At 49.5% G+C, this 14,594-nt stretch carries 13 protein-coding genes; 12 read left to right on the top strand and 1 reads right to left on the bottom strand.

The genetic code is table 11. From position 1 onward, the window contains the following. Positions 1-258 precede the first annotated feature (258 nt). The 11 genes from ABGV42_RS17430 (at position 259) to ABGV42_RS17380 (ending at position 12,340) form a co-directional block, all read left to right on the top strand. Positions 259-846, top strand: coding sequence for a TetR/AcrR family transcriptional regulator (locus ABGV42_RS17430; RefSeq protein ID WP_347382766.1), 588 nt, complete (start codon positions 259-261; stop codon positions 844-846). A gap of 38 nt (positions 847-884) precedes the next feature. Next, a complete protein-coding gene (locus ABGV42_RS17425; RefSeq protein WP_095288555.1) occupies positions 885-2,174 on the top strand; it encodes a cytosine permease in 1,290 nt (429 codons plus the stop codon). A 4-nt stretch (positions 2,175-2,178) separates the two neighbouring features. After that, on the top strand, positions 2,179-3,294 hold the full coding sequence (locus ABGV42_RS17420) for a DUF917 domain-containing protein (RefSeq protein ID WP_347382765.1): 1,116 nt from the start codon (positions 2,179-2,181) through the stop codon (positions 3,292-3,294). Continuing rightward, positions 3,291-4,874 (top strand): hydantoinase/oxoprolinase family protein, encoded by a 1,584-nt coding sequence (locus ABGV42_RS17415; RefSeq protein ID WP_347382764.1) that lies wholly within the window; start codon positions 3,291-3,293, stop codon positions 4,872-4,874. Before ABGV42_RS17420 ends, ABGV42_RS17415 begins: the two co-directional genes overlap by 4 nt. Positions 4,875-5,362: 488 nt before the next feature. Further along, on the top strand, positions 5,363-6,541 hold the full coding sequence (locus ABGV42_RS17410) for a DUF4317 domain-containing protein (protein ID WP_347382763.1): 1,179 nt from the start codon (positions 5,363-5,365) through the stop codon (positions 6,539-6,541). 34 nt (positions 6,542-6,575) lie between these two features. After that, positions 6,576-6,968, top strand: coding sequence for a hypothetical protein (locus ABGV42_RS17405; RefSeq protein ID WP_347382762.1), 393 nt, complete (start codon positions 6,576-6,578; stop codon positions 6,966-6,968). Positions 6,969-7,024: 56 nt separating this feature from the next. Beyond that, positions 7,025-7,732, top strand: coding sequence for a DNA alkylation repair protein (locus ABGV42_RS17400; RefSeq protein WP_347382761.1), 708 nt, complete (start codon positions 7,025-7,027; stop codon positions 7,730-7,732). A gap of 252 nt (positions 7,733-7,984) precedes the next feature. Then, on the top strand, positions 7,985-8,794 hold the full coding sequence (locus ABGV42_RS17395; protein ID WP_347382760.1) for an ABC transporter ATP-binding protein: 810 nt from the start codon (positions 7,985-7,987) through the stop codon (positions 8,792-8,794). A 91-nt stretch (positions 8,795-8,885) separates the two neighbouring features. After that, positions 8,886-9,641 carry an ABC transporter permease gene (locus ABGV42_RS17390; protein ID WP_347382759.1) on the top strand — a complete coding sequence of 252 codons (756 nt, stop codon included), beginning with the start codon at positions 8,886-8,888 and terminating at the stop codon, positions 9,639-9,641. A 103-nt stretch (positions 9,642-9,744) separates the two neighbouring features. Then, positions 9,745-10,755, top strand: coding sequence for an ABC transporter substrate-binding protein (locus tag ABGV42_RS17385; RefSeq protein ID WP_347382758.1), 1,011 nt, complete (start codon positions 9,745-9,747; stop codon positions 10,753-10,755). A gap of 226 nt (positions 10,756-10,981) precedes the next feature. After that, positions 10,982-12,340 (top strand): LLM class flavin-dependent oxidoreductase, encoded by a 1,359-nt coding sequence (locus ABGV42_RS17380; protein ID WP_347382757.1) that lies wholly within the window; start codon positions 10,982-10,984, stop codon positions 12,338-12,340. Between the two features lie 118 nt (positions 12,341-12,458). Here ABGV42_RS17380 and ABGV42_RS17375 read toward each other — a convergent pair whose 3' ends face one another. Beyond that, positions 12,459-13,400 carry an AraC family transcriptional regulator gene (locus tag ABGV42_RS17375; RefSeq protein ID WP_347382756.1) on the bottom strand — a complete coding sequence of 314 codons (942 nt, stop codon included), beginning with the start codon at positions 13,398-13,400 and terminating at the stop codon, positions 12,459-12,461. A gap of 168 nt (positions 13,401-13,568) precedes the next feature. Here ABGV42_RS17375 and ABGV42_RS17370 point away from each other — a divergent pair, with 168 nt between their 5' ends. Further along, positions 13,569-14,588 (top strand): glycoside hydrolase family 88/105 protein, encoded by a 1,020-nt coding sequence (locus ABGV42_RS17370; protein ID WP_347382755.1) that lies wholly within the window; start codon positions 13,569-13,571, stop codon positions 14,586-14,588. The last annotated feature ends 6 nt before the right edge of the window (positions 14,589-14,594 follow it).

Here is a 14,594-nt window from a genome sequence, read left to right as displayed (position 1 = left end):
CTAGTAAGAGATATCCTGATGTCAGGGTATCTCTTTTTGGTATACATTTTATCATGTTAGAGCCATATGGAACTCGTATGCACTCATCTGCAATCTACTAATTCATTCCATTCCAAATCTGAGAGTATATTGTCCCAACTGAATTTTTACCGTATAACATTGAAATGAAAAGCTGACATAGCAATAAAATTCATTGATTTTTATGCAGATAATTGTATAATCTACTTAATTAACGTTAATTAAAGTGGAGAAAAGGGGATGACCATGACCAGAACGAAGCTGAAGGAAGCAGCGCTTAGATTATTTGGGCAGAAGGGCTACGATGGGACGGCATTATCGGAGATCGCGAAGGAGGTCGGGGTCAAAACACCAGCAATCTATGCCTTTTTTGAGAGCAAGGAGGATCTGTTCATGACGGTCTTCGAAGAATCGATGAGCGCCTACAACGAATATATCCAAGCGATGGCGGAAACCAGCAAAGGAATGAACACGGAGAAAAAACTGCATGCGCTGCTGCTTCGCCAATACGATTTTCACCGAAACAAAACAGAGCTTGCCGTGTTTGCCTTCCGGTATTTGATTTTCCCGCCGGATTTCCTATTGGAAAGAATGCAGGAGGCATTCGGGCGTTTCGATATATTGCTGAGCAGCATTATCGGCGAGATGATGCAGGAAGGTCTGGATCGCGGCGATTTGGCTGCCGTTCCGATGGAGACGCTGGTGGATTCGTTCCTCACCTTGATGGACGGGCTGGGCATGCAATATTACTACTATAAATCGCCGGAGCTGTTCGAACGGAAACTGAAACATGCCTTTGAGATGTTCTGGAGATCCGTCGCAGCTTAGGCAATCAACAAGATTGTACAGAAAGCAGAGGGTGGAACATGAGCAACGATACGAAAATAGAAGATTACGAACGGGAACCCGTACCTCAGCATTTACGAAAATCATGGCTTTCGATGGCATTTGTCTGGATTGCGATCGGAATTGATCTATCTGCCATGTTTCTGGGAGCGCAGCTCGGCGCAGGCATGAGCATCGGTGACTCCCTTACTGCGGTCATCGTCGGTTCAGTCATTTTGGGTATTATCGGGGCGTTGTGCGCCTATGTTGGGGCCAAAACAGGCTTGTCCACGGCCATGATTAGCCGGTTTCTGTTCGGGAACAAAGGAGCACTCATTGTCTCCGTCATTCTCGGAATTTCATCGCTGGGCTGGTTCGGCGTACAGGTCGGCTTCTTCGCTTCCAACTTCCAGACGGCGTTAAGCGAGCTGTGGGGTTGGCACTGGTCACTCTGGGTACTGTCGATGATTGGCGGACTGCTCATGATGTCTACGGCGATCTGGGGCTATCGGGCCATTGAGAAATTAAGTGTTTGGTCGGTACCGCTGCTCGTCGTTTTTATTATTTTCGCGCTGGTCTTGGCGCTGAACGGCGAAGGCGGAAGCACGGTCTGGTCACCGTTCGAGGGTGAGGCAGTGCCGATGGGAACGGCGATCTCACTGGTCATCGGAATCTTTATCCTTGGGACAGCACTGTCCCCTGACATTGCTCGTTGGGCCAAGACACCCAAGCATGCGATTACGGCAGCCTTTGTCGGTTTCTTTGTCGGCAACAGCTTCATGACGATCATTGCCATCTTCTTGTCACGGTCGATGGATTCCGACGATCTGACGGGTATTTTCCTGACGCTCGGACTCGGTATTCCGGCCATTATCGTGCTGACACTGGCACAGTGGACAACCAACACGAACAATTTGTATTCCGCAGGATTGGGTTTCTCCGTCGTATTCAAACGAGTGCCCAAATCCGTCATTACGATCATTGCAGGTTTGATTGCGACAGCACTCGCTTGCTTCGGCATTTATGACCGTTTCATGACGTTCCTCACATATATCACGATGCTTGTTGCACCGCTGGGCGGTATATATACGGCAGAGTATTTGCTGGTGAACAAAAACAGATTCTCGTTTGAAGGGCTGGACAGCAACCGGAGCTGGATTCCTCGCTCCATCGTGGTATGGGTCCTTGCCACATTCTTCGGATTCATGACAACGATGGCTCCGGATGGGCTTGGTTGGTTCCAAGTGACGCAGGTTCCGGCGCTGGACAGCTTCTTGATGGCATTTATCGTACAAGCCATCATAGGCAAATGGGTAGCAAAGAAGGGATGAAAGCATGAACAAGGCAGCAAGATTAACTACACTTGATGAACAAGCTATTGAATATATTGCAATTGGCGCAGCGGTGCTGGGCACAGGCGGCGGGGGTGACCCTCATGTCGGTAAACTGATAGCCATGGAGGCCATCCGCAAGCATGGGCCGGTCCGTATCGTACAACTTGAAGAACTGGATGATGAGGGACTTGTGGTACCGGTATCGATGATTGGTGCACCTACGGTGATGCTGGAGAAAATCCCTTCGGCAGAACAGCTGACCAAGCCGCTGGATCTGATGGAAAGAGAACTGGGCCGCAAAGTGGATGCCGTCATGCCGATCGAGGTCGGTGGTGGCAACTCACTCGTTCCGGTCATTGCGGCGGCGCAGCGCGGAATTCCGCTTGTGGATGCCGATGCAATGGGGCGTGCGTTTCCCGAATCGCAGATGGTTACGTTCCATCTGGAAGGCATCCCGTGCAGTCCGGTAGCGATGGCGGACGAGCGCGGCAATAGCGCGTTGATGCATACGATTGATGGCGTATGGGAAGAGCGCATGGCGCGTGCGCTGACAGTAGAGATGGGTGGTTCTGCTTCCATCTGCGATTATCCGGTATCTGGAGCGCAGGCGAAGCAGAGCGCCATTGGGGGTACGCTAACGCTCGCTTATGAGATCGGGCGGACGCTGTTCGAAGCGAAGCAGGAGAAGCTGAATCCGGTGCAGGAACTGCTCACGAAGCTGAATGGACATGCCCTGTTTCATGGCAAGGCCGTGGATATCCGTCGCCGGATGGACGGCGGTTTTACGCGCGGTGAAGCCGTGTTCGAAGGTACTGGCGAGAACAAAGGGAAGACGATGCGGCTGTTTTTCCAGAATGAGTTCCTGCTCGCCACCGTTGATGACCAACCACTCGCCATTACGCCTGACCTGATTACGCTGTTGGATCAGGATACGGGTATGCCGGTGACGACGGAGAATCTGAAGTATGGTGCCCGGGTGACGGTAGCAGGCTTGCCATGTGATGACAAATGGCGAACACCTAAAGGCATTGAGACGGCTGGGCCAAGATACTTCGGATATGATTTCGACTATGTGCCGATTGAGACGTTGGTTTTGAAAGGAGGTGCGGCGCAATGACTAAGGTAACTATGACTGAACCAAACACAAATCAGGTTTACCGGATCGGGATTGATGTGGGTGGAACGAATACGGACGCCGCCCTGCTGGATTCCAACTTGCACTGCGTGCACAAGGTCAAGGTCCATACTACTGCTGACGTGAACGAGGGCATTGTAGAGGCTGTTCGCCGCTTGCTGCAGGAGAGCGGCGTGAACGGAGCAGAGATTCGCTACGCGATGCTTGGCACCACGCACTGCACGAATGCGATCGTGGAACGCAAACATCTCGGCCGGGTCGGCCTGATTCGTATTGGTGCTCCGGCAACGACAGCCATTCCGCCGCTTGCTGGCTGGGACGAATCCCTGCGCACGGCGGTTGGACCGCATAGCTATATCGCCTCTGGCGGTTATGAGTATGATGGCCGCAAGATTGCAAGTCTGGATGAAGCTGAGATTGTCGAACTGGCCAACCGGATGAAGGGCGAAGTTGACGCGGTAGCGGTGTGCGGGGTCTTTGCCCCGGTGAACCGTGACCAAGAGAAGCGAGTTGGCGTGATCATCCGCGAAGTACTGGGTGCTGACATGCCAGTTACCTATTCCAGTGAGATTGGCAGCATCGGACTACTTGAGCGGGAGAACGCATCTGTGCTGAACGCGGCACTGCTGCAAGTCATTGCGGGTGTCGTGCGCGGCTTCGAAGAAGCGCTGAACGGCTTCGGCATCCATGCGCAGCTGTACATTTGCCAGAACGACGGCACGTTGATGAAGAGTGAATATGCGCTCCGTTATCCGATTCTGACGATTGCCTGCGGACCGACGAATTCCATTCGAGGTGCTGCGCACTTGTCCGGGCTGACTGATGCGCTGGTCGTTGACATTGGCGGTACAACAACGGATATTGGTGTGCTTGTGCAAGGCTTCCCGCGCCAGTCGTCGGCAGCGGTAGATATCGGCGGCATTCGTACGAATTTCCGGATGCCGGACATTTTGTCCATTGGTCTCGGCGGCGGAACCATTGTCCGGTTGGATGGCGCTGACGGCGTAACGGTTGGCCCCGACAGCGTCGGCTATGACCTGACGACACGGGCCCGCATCTTCGGCGGTGATACGCTAACGACGACGGACGTGGCGGTGAAGCTGGGCCGGGCGGTATGGCCGGGCACAAATGCGGATGCGGTAGACGAAGCCGTATGCCACAAAGTGGATGCAGTTATGCAGCAGAGCCTGGAGGACGCCATTGACCGGATGAAAACGAGTGCCGATCTGGTCGATGTCATTCTGGTTGGCGGCGGCAGCCTGCTTGTGCCGGAGACGCTGGCAGGAGCGAGCCGGATCATCCGGCCGGACAATTATGATGCGGCGAATGCAATCGGCGCAGCACTGGGAGAGGTTAGCGGCGAGTCGGAGCGGATCTATTCGCTGGACGACTGGAAATATGACGACGTCATGCAGGATGCCAAGGAAAGCGCCGTGAACGAGGCGACGGCAGCTGGCGCGAACCCGGAGACGGTACAGATTGTGTCCGTCGAGGACATTCCGATTGCCTATTTGCCAGGCAACGCACTGCTCGTGAAAGTGAAAGCTGCGGGTAAGCTGTAATACCATAAACGATATGCCCTCTATGCTCGACAGCATTATCTGCTGCATGAGAAGTATGTTGTAGACTCAGGCATCCACCTACGGTGCCGGTCAGGGGAATGGCGAGTGAAAAAATATGAAATATGAACTGGTGGTACGGATCCAATTCCGTATCACCTTTTTATTTGAGAGGATGGATTTCCTGATGAACCGGGATTAAGAAATGCAGGGAAACTGCAGATCAATACTCCAGTGGAGAGTTTGTTTTTTTGGATTACCCCATGATGCTGCAGGTTCAGGAAAAGGAAAATATGCACAACGAAGTAAGATGTTTATTTCAAGGAAATGCCCTCGACTCGGGTATCTAAATATGCCACAATAGAGGATCAGGTGCACAGGAGAATGGACCCGTTGGCACAGTAATGCAAGCCGCAAATTGCTAACAAATTTATGCTCAATAATTTATACTAAATAAGCCAGAATATATCGAAGGAGCTGCCGATTCCGCTATGAACAAAAAAGAAGTCGCCAATATACGCAAGCAATTCAAGATGGATCACGATTTACTGAATATTTACGATATCCTCAATGTCTATATTACGAAGGAAACGAATGAAGTCTACCACTGGGAGCGCCATCCGTTCGAGCTGGTGGACCGGGAGAAGCAGGAGTTATACATGGGGAATTTCAAAAAACTGCTGACCGGCGAACTGGATCAAAAATTGTTCGAACTGAAGTTTCAGGAAGAAGCGGAGGAACCTGCACAGGTACTGCTTCACCAAGCGCTCGTGACGGGAGACCCGGAAGAATGGCAGGACATGATGCTGCTGCTCGTGGACCGGATGTTGGCCGATGCCAAGTATGAGCGGGATATGGTAGTCACGTTTGTTCGGGGGCAGTATTATTTGCCGACAAAGGCGAGAAATGATGAAGCGGAAGAGAGCGAGAAGAATGAGGTATTCGCCCATCCGTTCATTCTATGCAGTGTGAACTCGACGGAGAAACAGCGGAAGACCCTCTTGTTCGATTATGTGGAGCGGGAGTTCAAGTACAATGTCATTGTCGATCCGATTATCAAGTTAAGCACGCCGGAGCAAGGATTCCTGTACCCTAGCGTAACGGACAACTATTCCGATGTGAATCGGATTCTGTACTGTACGGGAAAATCGAACTTCCCGGATCCTCATTTTGTCGAACAGGTATTGAACGGAGAAAGATCCGTGACAGCACTGGAAGAGCGAGCGATCTTTGAAGATATCGTCAAGGAAGTGGCCGGCGAAGAGCTCGATTCAGCTACCATTGCACAGGTGTATGAAGAGATTAACCGGGTGATCGAAATCAACGAAGAAACGAAGGAAGAAGAGCCTCCGAAGCTGGATTACAAAGATCTGGAGCGTGTACTGAACGCAAGCGGCGTGGAGGATGTGACCACCGAGAAGGTGGAACGGGCATTCGAAACGATCGTGGACAACAGAAACTATGAGATGAAAGCGACCAGCGTTATGCCGAAGTTTACTTCCAAGTCCATCAAGATCGAAACGAAGGTCGCTACGATTTCGGTTAGCCCGCAGGATTTGAGATACGTCAAGCAGGTGAATTTCCAAGGGAAACGCTGCATCATGATTGAAGTGGACGAAGATGTTGCGATTGAAGGCTTTACGCTGGCGTCAGAGACCCTTATTCAATAAAAGAAGCATTAACGCAGGCAGGAGATGACTTACGATGAACAGACTGCTTATGATCCTGATTGCGGCCTCAACAATGTTGACGGCTTGCCAATCGAACCAGACGGATGCCGGGAACCCCTCGGGCAGCAACGAACAATCCGCACAGACCGATACAGCGCAGCCAAACAACGAACCAACCGAAGAACGTACAAGCCAGGACGAGTGGTCTTCGCTTCCCGAATATGACACGATTGTTCAGAAGGTTGATGCCCGGGATTATACGTTTCGAACGGTAACGGACAGTGAAAATGAACGCATTCTGCTACTCACGAACCAAGATGGTGAGGAGAAATACAGGACCATTTTTATCAAAAACACGAGTCGCCTTAAAATCATTGATGTTGATGGAGGCGGACAGATCTTCAACGATGTTTTGAAAGATAGCTGAGACAAAAGGCAGACGAAATATCCCAATTCCAATATGAATCAAGGAGTGTTGCGGTCATGAATTTGGAAGAAGTGATGCAGGAGCTTGAGGCGTTAGGCAAGGAGCGCACCAAAAAAATCTACATGTCCAATGGCGCCCACGAACCACTCTTCGGTGTGGCTACAGGAGCGATGAAGCCGATTGCCCGCAAAATCAAAAAGGATCAGGCATTGGCCGAGCTGCTGTACGCAACTGGGAATTACGATGCAATGTATTTTGCGGGCGTCATTGCCGATCCGAAAGCGATGACTGAAGCGGATTTTGACCGGTGGATCGAGGACGCTTATTTTTACATGATCTCCGATTTCATCGTTGCTGTCACGCTGTCCGAGACGGATATTGCCCAGCAAGTGGCGGATAAATGGATCGCCAGTGGTGAAGAGCTGAAAATGTCGGCAGGCTGGAGCTGTTACTGCTGGCTGCTCGGCAACCGGCCGGACAGTGAGTTCTCTGAGGATAAGCTGAGGGCGATGTTGGAAGACGTACAGGCGAAGATCCACCAGTCTCCCGAACGAACCCAATATTCAATGAACAGTTTTGTATACACCGTGGGAGTGTCCTACATTCCGCTGCATGACAAGGCTGTTGAAACGGCGCTAGCCATCGGTCCCGTCGAAGTTCAGAAGGATAAGCCCAAGAGCAAGTTCCTGAATGCTTCCGAAACCATTCAAAATGCCGTAGATAAAAATCGGATTGGTTTCAAACGCAAGTATGTAAGATGTTAAAGGAAGGAAATGCACGTGATTTTATCTGGATTTTACACGATGAATATACATTATTTTCAAGTAGTTGTTGACAATCCTCAAGGTCTAAAATATAGTAAACACATCAGATTAATGTAAATTGTAGATATTCAAATTTTATCCATTGAATGGATGCTGACTGGTTTATCCAGAGGCTCAGAGGACAGCGCTTGTCGTTGTCACCTGAGCCTTTTTTGATTAAATACACCCAATATCATCGAAGAGGTGAAGTCAATGGCTGCTGCTGAAAAAATCAGATTTGAGAGTGTCACCAAAACGTTCACTGTCCGCGATCCGAAGCAAAAGGAGGCAACACAGGCATTTACAGCTGTAAAAGACCTGGACTTTTCGGTAAGAAAAGGCGAATTCATCACCATCGTAGGTCCGAGTGGCTGCGGAAAGTCAACCTTGCTGGATATGATTAGCGGATTATCCTCACCGACACAGGGTCGCATTTTAATCGACGGCCAAACCATTACTGGCCCAGGGCTTGACCGGGGCATTGTGTTTCAGCAGTACGCTTTATTTCCGTGGAAGACGGCACGCGGCAATATTGAATTTGGTTTGGAAGCCAAGGGTATTCCGAAGCAGGAGCGTAGGGAGCAAGTGGAGCATTTTCTGTCACTGGTCGGGCTTACTCACTTCGGAGACCGTTTTCCTCATGAGCTATCCGGGGGGATGAAGCAGCGTATAGCGATTGCCAGAAGTCTTGCTTTTAATCCGGATGTTTTATTAATGGATGAGCCTTTTGCCGCATTGGACGCCCAGACACGTGAATCCCTGCAAAGTGAACTTTTGCGTATTTGGCAGAAGACCCAAAAGACCATCATTTTTATTACACATGGTATTGATGAGGCGGTTTATCTTGGAGAACGAGTAGTGGTATTGACGCCAGGGCCAGGTATGGTGAGACAAATTGTGGATATTCCGCTTCAATCGCGATTGGAAGATGCAGATATTCGCTCCCATCCCGACTTTGTAAAGGCTCGCCATGAAGTATGGAGTCTGCTGCATGAACCTGAGTACCGCGGTGCTTATATCTAATTGATTAAAGGAGTGTATTCCTATCGAATCCGTAAAGACTGCTCATTCAACCCTACGGCTTGGTAAACGAAGTCCTGCTGCCTTTTCTGGTGTGCTGAAGTTGTTCAAACAGTCGATCGTGTTAATTGCCTTGGTCTTACTATGGGAGATTGCGCCAAGGACGGGCTTGGTCGATGCAGCGTTTTTCCCTGCCTTTTCCGAGGTCATCCGGGCATTGTGGAGTTTGATCATCTCAGGTGAACTTTTCACTCACTTTCTGGCAAGCATCGTTCGTTCATTCAGTGGATTTGCCTTAGCCTTACTTATTGCGATCCCGTTAGGATTACTGATTGGCTGGTATCCATTAGCCAGACAGCTGTTAAATCCCGTGCTGGAATTGTTTCGAAATACTGCCGCATTAGCACTGCTTCCGGTATTCATGCTGCTGCTCGGAATCGGTGAAACTTCCAAGATTGCGATCGTGCTCTTTGCCTGCACATGGCCCATTCTTCTGAATACGATTGCTGCTGTCGGCAACGTTGATCCTTTGCTCATTAAGGCAGCAAGATCGATGAATATTAAGTCCTTTAAATTATTTCTTAAGGTGATTCTGCCAGCATCAGTCCCAACCATTTTTACCGGTATTCGTATGGCAGGGACAGGGGCGATCCTGGTACTTATAGCTGCTGAAATGGTAGGGGCCAAAGAAGGTTTGGGTTATCTCATTACGTATTCCCAATATAACTTCCAGATCCCTCAAATGTATGCCGGGATATTAACCATTGCTTTGCTGGGGTTGTTAATCAACCAAGGGCTCAGCATGCTTGAACGTAGATTTTCCAAATGGAAACAGCAAGTGAATGAGTAGTTCTGTTCGAATATTCCCTCATTATTTTTTTATCAATAATCCTTACTAATTCAATTGAATTAATAAGTTATGAATAAGCATCGTTTGGAGGAGGAAAAGCGAGATGAAACGAACATTAGGCATTCTTGTACTTGCAGGCTTGGTCAGTGGTGTCCTATCAGGCTGCTCAGATCCCAAGACCTCCGCGAAGAGCGGAGAAGAAGATCAAGTTCTGCAGTATCAGTCTTCACCTGGAAGTGTTTCTTTTCCGGAGCTGGCTGCAGATTTGGGCTACTTGGGGGATTTGAAACTGGAATCCATAGGTGACAGCGTTGGGGGACCGGAAAGCATCCAGTTAACCGCGACGAAACAAATTGACTTTGGTTCAGCATTCAACGGGGCCATTATCAAATCCTATTCTCAAAATGTAAAAATAAAGTCCGTCATCGGTTCATACGGCAGTGATGAACATACGTATATCGGAGCCTACACCCTTGAGGGGTCACCCATAAAGTCAGCTAAAGATTTTATCGGGAAAAAGGTAGGGGTGAACATTCTCGGGGCTCATTTGGAATTTGTCCTCAAAGACTATTTACGACAAGGCAATCTGACGGAAAAAGAAATCGAACAGGTCACTTTGGTGACCGTCCCAAGTTCAAGTGCGGAACAGGTGCTGCGGAATCAACAGATCGACGTGGTGATGTTAAGCGGAATTGGCCGGGACAGGGCTCTGGCAACAGGAGGAATCACTGAAATTTTCAGAGATATCGATGTGTTTGGCAAGGAGTTTACGGCAGGCGACTATTTCTTCAGCGAGGATTACATCCGGGAGAATCCGAATACGGTGAAGCAATTTGTTGACGGGGTTGCCAAAGCCATTGACTGGGCTCAGACCACGCCTAGGGAGGAAGTCATCTCGAGGTTCGAGGACATTGTGAATCAGCGGGAACGCAAGGAAACGACGGAAAACCTTAAATATTGGAAGAGTACAGGCATATCGGAAAAGGGAGGCGTCATTACTCCATCGGAATACGGAACTTGGATCGACTGGCTTGTGGCGAATGGTGAGCTAAAAGAAGGTCAGGTGAAACCGGAAGACTTATATACCAACGAATATAATCCATTTGCTCAATAACCTTTTCATATATACCATACACACTTTAACGGAGAGGCAGTACCAATCTGGAGAAGCGAAGCGTTCGCCTTTATCACCTGATTTTCCCCTTAGAAAAAGGGAATCAAAAAATCTGGGGATAACAGCGATCGGAAGATGGTACTGCACTCGCAGTGGCCTTGTGTGATAGATAAGTGTGGTTTATATAAAAGGTTTTTAACCATAATCAAATAAGGGAGTGGTTCGTATGACTAGAAAACAAATGAAACTGGGAGCTTTCATTAATCTGCCGGGACATCATGTAGCAAGCTGGCGGCACCCTTCATCAGGTGCAGGTCGCGCATTTGATTTGGATTATTTAACGGAGATTGCACAGACGGCGGAACGCGGTAAATTCGATATGATATTTTTCGCCGATGTCCTGGGTCAGCGGCTTTCCGGTAATGCACAATCCTCACTGAAGCTGGACCCGGTTATCATTATTTCGGCCCTCGCGGCCGTGACAAAAAATATTGGGTTAACGGCCACGCTGACCACAACCTATAACGATCCATACCATGTCGCGCGCAAATTCGCAGCAATTGATCATCTGTCCAAGGGACGGGCCGCCTGGAATGTCGTCACATCGGCCAACGAGGGAGAAGCGCTCCTGTTCGGGAAAGAAAAGCATCTGCAGCATGCGCTCCGTTATGAACGTGCTGAGGAATTCGTGGACGTTGTCAAGCAGCTATGGTTGTCCATCGAGGATGAGGCGCTGGTCATCGACAAGGAAAATGGACGGTACCTGGATGTAGAGAAGGTACATCCGGTTAACCATGAAGGGGCATGGTTTAAAGTTCAGGGTGCCCTTGATTCCCCAACAACACCGCAAGGGCATCCCGTGATTGTTCAGGCCGGGTCTTCGGAATCTGGCAAAGAGCTGGCAGCGAAGACGGCTGAAGTCATTTTTACAGCTTGGCAAACGCTTGAAGAGGCACAGGTCTTTTATCGGGATGTCAAAGGGCGACTGGCTAAGTACGGACGTAAGCCGGATGATCTGAAGATCATGCCTGGCGTGTTCATTACGGTGGCCAAAACAGAGGCAGAAGCTCTGTTGAAACAGCAGCAATTAAACAGCTATATCCTGCCTGAAGTGGGGTTAGCATATCTGTCTGCCTTCACAAATATTGATCTGTCCGGGTATGATGTCGATGAACCACTTCCCGAGGCAAGCTCCATCGAAGATGAGACCAATCCGCGAATCCGCTACAACATCATTCGTGAAATTGCGAAACGGGAGAATCTGCAGTCGATACGTGCAATCTATGAACGAATCGCAGGAGCGCGCGGTCATCGGGAGATTGTCGGGACCCCGGAACAAATTGCGGATCAATTGGAAGAATGGTTCCTGAATGATGGTGCAGATGGCTTTAATATTATGCCGCCCCATTTCCCGGAGGGCTTCAACGATATCGTCGAACTGGTGGTTCCGGAATTGCAGCGGAGGGGATTATTCCGAACTGAATATGAGAGCAGTACCCTTCGAGGGAATTTGGGACTGTCTGTACCTGCAGTAAAAACACCCGAAAAGGCATTAACCGGTGCGAGCACAGGTGAAATCGTGTAAGGAATGCATTTAACGCAACCATTTATGGTTGCGTTTTTTGATTGGGAACCGGATTGAGATCCGTAGGGAGGAAAGGGGGAGATGCTAATCTTCCCGCTTTTTGAGCCTAGGCCTAGACCTAGACCCACCCTGTAAACTCCAGTATGGATGCTTTGGCGGACTGTACTTCGGATTGTACACTCTTGCGCCACGCTTTGGGGGACTGTCCCATCAGTTTGGAGAAGCAGCGATTGAAGCTGGAGATGGAATGAAACCCGACCTGTTCAGAGATCGACAGAATGGAATGGTCCGTGCTTTTCAGCTGTTTGCAGGCTTCTTCGATCCGTGTACTGTTGATGAATTCGAGAGGCGTCGTCCTCATAATCTCGTGAAATTTTCTGCGGAAATGCGTTGTGCTCAAGTGGCACAGATCGGCCAAAAAATCGATGGTCATGGGGGTCATGTAGTTCTTGGTGATATACTCGAGCACGGGCGAGATGACCAGATCGCCTTTCAAACCATGATCTGTACCTTGTTCAGCCAGGGGCTGATTCCGGGAGTGAATTCGAAGGAGCTCGATATACAGGGACAACATTAAACCATAGGCACTTTCCTGATAATAAGGATTCTGCAGCCTTAACTCCTCCACGATCGATGTGGCAAGGGTGTACACCTTGGGATGCTGCTCCTTGCTTAGCACACAGTTCATTCCCTGTACTGCCCATAGATTCGGCTCGAAGTCGCTGTATGTACTTTTTAATGAATGCTGAAACAGGTCCTCCGGCGAAAAGAAAATATAGGCCCACAAACTGGCCGTACCAGGCGTGCTGTACGTTGTATGAGGAAGATATCTGGGAATGAAAGTTATATCGCCAGCCTGAAAGGGAACGGATTCACCCTTGATCTCCATAATGCCGCTGTCGGAGTAGCAGATGCCAATCTCCAGATGGTTATGAAAATGAAGATGCTCGCTCTTGATATCGGATATTTTCCAGCGTTCACCGCTTAATAGCAGGACGGGAAAATGGATGGGCAGGCTGTAATGACGATATTCAATAACAGGTTTCCTGGTTTTGGCCATATGCGATACCCCCATTCATAAATGGTTGAAATTGCGCAGTTTTGTTACGAATATGCTTAGATTGACACCATTTTACTGCGTAGAATGGAATAAGTAAAGCGTTTACAATACGAACGGACACCTCTCAGGGTGCACTTGGGGGCATGTGTCCAGGAGAGGGGAATACCGATGCTTCAAGTGAAATATGACAGGGAAGAGATTTTAAAAGTCATCGATAACGTCACCGAAAAAACACTATCCATGGATCTGACATGGGACTGGCCTTGCGGGGTAGCCTATTACGGTGTATCCAGAGCCTACCAGACGACTGGCAACAAGGAGGTTTTGGACAGGCTGGTTCAATGGGCAGATGAATACATTGAGCTGGGACTGCCGAGCTGGACGGTGAATACCTGTGCCATGGGCCATATGCTGATCACGTTGTATGAAGAGACAGGGGATCAGAAATATTGGGATATCGCGCTGAGCAAAGTGGATTATCTCCAGAATCATGCGCTCCGCTTCGGAGACAACGTGCTGCAGCATACCGTATCCGTTGCCAATGATTTTCCGGAACAGGCCTGGGCGGATACCTTGTTTATGGCTGCATTTTTCCTGCTGCGCGTAGGCAGCAAATTGAAGGATGAAGCTATGATTCAGGATGCCTTGAATCAGTATTACTGGCATATTAAATACCTTCAGGACCCAAGCACGAGCTTCTGGTATCACGGCTATAACAACGTTAATAAGGACCATATGTCCGGATTTTACTGGGGCAGAGCGAATGCCTGGGGTGCTTACACGATGTCGCAGGTGAAGCCGCAATTGAAGGACTGGTATTTGTATCCGCAATGTATGGACGTCGAGTGTTCGCTTCGGGATCAGCTGGCAGCATTGAAGCTGGTTCAGACGGACAACGGCTTGTGGAGAACGGTGCTTGATGACGAAGAGTCCTATGAAGAAGTATCGGCATCTTGCGGTATTGCGGCAGCCATGATCAATAACGGCAATCCGCTGCATACCAAGTATGTGCAGAAGGCATTAGATGGCGTTCTGAAAAACATCACCGAAGATGGACGGGTGCTGGGTGTATCCGGCGGTACGGCTGTCATGAAGGACCGGGAAGGGTATCGCAATATTCCAAAAGACTGGATTCAGGGCTGGGGTCAGGGCCTGGCACTCGCCTTTCTGTCCGACATGTTGAGATAGGAGGAG

The sequence above is a fragment of the Paenibacillus pabuli genome, assembly GCF_039831995.1.
Taxonomy (GTDB): Bacteria; Bacillota; Bacilli; order Paenibacillales; family Paenibacillaceae; genus Paenibacillus; species Paenibacillus pabuli_C.
Note: the sequence above shows the minus strand (reverse complement) of the source record. Positions and strands in the feature narration are given on the sequence as shown.

What these genes read in the sequence shown, in the direction of transcription:
- ABGV42_RS17430 (WP_347382766.1), top strand. Translation starts at nt 259, where the DNA reads ATGACCATGACCAGAACGAAGCTGAAGGAAGCAGCGCTTAGATTATTT.
- ABGV42_RS17415 (WP_347382764.1), top strand. Translation starts at nt 3,291, where the DNA reads ATGACTAAGGTAACTATGACTGAACCAAACACAAATCAGGTTTACCGG.
- ABGV42_RS17380 (WP_347382757.1), top strand. Translation starts at nt 10,982, where the DNA reads ATGACTAGAAAACAAATGAAACTGGGAGCTTTCATTAATCTGCCGGGA.
- ABGV42_RS17385 (WP_347382758.1), top strand. Translation starts at nt 9,745, where the DNA reads ATGAAACGAACATTAGGCATTCTTGTACTTGCAGGCTTGGTCAGTGGT.
- ABGV42_RS17420 (WP_347382765.1), top strand. Translation starts at nt 2,179, where the DNA reads ATGAACAAGGCAGCAAGATTAACTACACTTGATGAACAAGCTATTGAA.
- ABGV42_RS17375 (WP_347382756.1), bottom strand. Translation starts at nt 13,400, where the DNA reads ATGGCCAAAACCAGGAAACCTGTTATTGAATATCGTCATTACAGCCTG.
- ABGV42_RS17395 (WP_347382760.1), top strand. Translation starts at nt 7,985, where the DNA reads ATGGCTGCTGCTGAAAAAATCAGATTTGAGAGTGTCACCAAAACGTTC.
- ABGV42_RS17425 (WP_095288555.1), top strand. Translation starts at nt 885, where the DNA reads ATGAGCAACGATACGAAAATAGAAGATTACGAACGGGAACCCGTACCT.
- ABGV42_RS17400 (WP_347382761.1), top strand. Translation starts at nt 7,025, where the DNA reads ATGAATTTGGAAGAAGTGATGCAGGAGCTTGAGGCGTTAGGCAAGGAG.
- ABGV42_RS17370 (WP_347382755.1), top strand. Translation starts at nt 13,569, where the DNA reads ATGCTTCAAGTGAAATATGACAGGGAAGAGATTTTAAAAGTCATCGAT.
- ABGV42_RS17405 (WP_347382762.1), top strand. Translation starts at nt 6,576, where the DNA reads ATGAACAGACTGCTTATGATCCTGATTGCGGCCTCAACAATGTTGACG.
- ABGV42_RS17410 (WP_347382763.1), top strand. Translation starts at nt 5,363, where the DNA reads ATGAACAAAAAAGAAGTCGCCAATATACGCAAGCAATTCAAGATGGAT.